This window comes from Endozoicomonas sp. SESOKO4 (assembly GCF_024606275.1).
The window spans coordinates 1-2,607 of sequence record NZ_JAHHPS010000526.1; the positions used below are offsets into that span (position 1 = coordinate 1).

General features: G+C 52.4%; 3 protein-coding genes. All 3 read left to right on the forward strand.

The window, feature by feature from the left end; all coding sequences use genetic code 11:
• Positions 1-922: NAD(P)H-hydrate dehydratase (locus KDK16_RS10210; RefSeq protein WP_257275960.1), on the forward strand; the 922-nt coding region annotated here is incomplete at its 5' end.
• Between the two features lie 65 nt (positions 923-987).
• Positions 988-1,479 (forward strand): tRNA (adenosine(37)-N6)-threonylcarbamoyltransferase complex ATPase subunit type 1 TsaE, encoded by a 492-nt coding sequence (gene tsaE, locus KDK16_RS10215; protein ID WP_257252803.1) that lies wholly within the window; start codon positions 988-990, stop codon positions 1,477-1,479.
• Positions 1,464-2,607 (forward strand): N-acetylmuramoyl-L-alanine amidase (locus KDK16_RS10220; RefSeq protein ID WP_306670791.1); only part of this gene is annotated, 1,144 nt, incomplete at its 3' end. The genes tsaE and KDK16_RS10220, both read left to right, overlap by 16 nt.

Here is a 2,607-nt window from a genome sequence, read left to right on the forward strand (position 1 = left end):
AGGAAAAGAGCTGTCCGGACAAGTTGAGTTTGCTGATCTGGAAGTGCCGGAAGCGGTTTATGAGGCTGTACCCTGCGAAGCTCTGAGGTTGTCAGAAGACAGGCTGAGTCGCTGGGTTCAGCCCCGGTCCAGAGATTCACACAAAGGCGACCATGGACATGTTATGGTGGTGGCCGGGAACCATGGTATGCCCGGAGCAGCGATTATGTCGGCAGAAGCTGCATTATGTTGTGGTGCGGGTCGGGTCACAGTGGCCACTCGTCGGGAACATCTCCTGGCCCTGGCAGCCCGTCGTCCAGAGTTAATGGCATCGGCTGTTTCAGGAGCGGAAGATCTTCGTTCGCTCATGGAAGGGAAAAATCTTGTGGTGGTGGGACCCGGTCTGGGAAAAGATCCGTGGGCCCGGGAGCTACTGACAGAAGTACTGCAAGCCGAGTGTCCTGTGGTGGTCGATGCCGATGGCCTCAATATTATTTCGGAAGATCCGGCGTTGCTTAAATATCGAAAGTACCCGATGATTCTCACACCTCATACCGGTGAAGCGGCGAGACTGCTGGAGACCCGAAGTTCAACCATTAGTGCTGATCGGGTTAAGGCTGCGAAAGAACTATTTAAGCGTTTCGGCGCGGTGGTCGTTCTAAAGGGGGCGGGTACACTTGTATACGACGGAAAAACCCTGAACCTCTGTTCTGATGGTAATCCGGGAATGGCTGTAGCGGGTATGGGGGATGTACTCAGTGGCGTGATTGCTGCACTGGCCGCTCAAGGGCTGGAGACCCATACTGCTGCAGCTTTGGGGGTCTGGTTACATGCGACAGGTGCAGACCATTTAGCAGGGCTTCAGGGCGAAAGAGGGATGCTGGCGCTGGAAACCGTGCCTTACATAAGAAGTCAACTGAATAAAATAGCAAAACAGCCTTGAGCTATAGAAACAACAAACAATGAACGGGTGCACGTACCCGTCTACGTCAAGATAATAGTGAGTGTATGGAAGGCAGGATTGAGCTGCTGATTGATAATGAGCAGGAAATGGTTCAGCTGGGCAAGCAGCTGGCTGAAGTAAGCGGCGGTCACGCCGTCATTTATCTGGTGGGAAACCTGGGGGCCGGGAAAACCACTTTATGCCGGGGTATTCTGCATAGTCTTGGTCATCAGGGGGCGGTTAAAAGCCCGACTTATACTCTGGTCGAGCCCTATAGCATTGAAGGTCAACAGGTTTATCATTTTGATCTGTACCGCCTGGCTGATCCTGAAGAGCTTGAGTTTATCGGAGGGCGGGATTATTTTGAAGAAGACTGTCTGTGTCTGATCGAGTGGCCCTGCAAAGGTGAGGGGGCTCTGCCAGAGGCCGATCTGGAAGTACAACTGGATTACAACCTGCCCGGACGCAAGGCCCTGGTCAAAGCAGGGACCGAACGCGGGCAGGGTCTGTTGAGAAAACTGCAGGGACGGCAGGAGGGAGAATGTCGTCAAGGATAAGGAAGTTCTTTATTGCTGCTTTGCTGATGTTACCTCTGCCATTATCGGCAGCCCAGGTCAATGATATTCGTGTCTGGCGTTCTCCTGATAAAACCCGTCTGGTCTTCGATGTCTCCAGCGAAGTGGCTCACTCGCAGTTCTTTCTGGACAACCCCCGAAGGCTGGTGCTGGATATTCGTGGCACTCAAAAAACTAAAAATGTAGCCAGTCCCCGTCTCGGTACCACCCCTATAAACAAGATTCGCTATGGTGTCCGAAATAAGAAAGACCTGCGCATTGTTTTGGACCTGAAAAATAAGGTCACCAGCAAAAGCTTCCTGCTTAAGCCCAATGCCACATACGGCTATCGTCTTGTGGTGGACCTCTTTGATGATTCGACAAAAACAGCAGGGCCGGTAAAAGAGCCCACTAAAACTCCCTCTGCAAGAGATATTGTTGTGGCTATTGATGCCGGCCATGGTGGCGAAGATCCGGGGGCACTGGCCTATGGTGGCGGGCATGAAAAAGTCGTCACGCTGAACATTTCCAAAGACCTTGCTGCGCTGTTGAAAAAAGAGCCCGGTTTCGAGCCTGTTCTGGTGAGAACCGGAGACTACTATATTCCTCTGCGTGAACGTGCTGTTATCGCTCGTAAAGCTGGAGCCGATCTGTTCATATCCATTCATGCTGATGCTTTTACCGATCCCCGTGCTAATGGTGCCTCGGTGTATGCCCTGTCCAGGGGGGGAGCGACCTCGGAGACTGCCCGCTGGCTTGCTCACAGGGCAAACTCGTCAGATCTGATTGGTGGTGAAGGGGGCATATCCCTGGGCGACAAAGACGATATTCTGGCGGGTGTTTTGCTGGATCTCTCTATGACCTCAACGCTGTCTTCCAGTCTGGAAGTCGGTGACAGGGTGCTAAAGCATATTGGTACGATTAACAGGTTGCACAAGGAGCAAGTGGAGCAGGCTGCATTTGTTGTTCTGAAGTCTCCCGATATTCCCTCTATCCTGGTGGAAACAGGCTTTATCTCCAACCCTAAAGAAGGGCGTAAACTGAAAACCCGAAACCATCAGCGTGCCATGGCCCGACAGATATACAAAGGAGTAAAAGGCCACTTTGTGAACAACCCTCCGCCCGGTACTC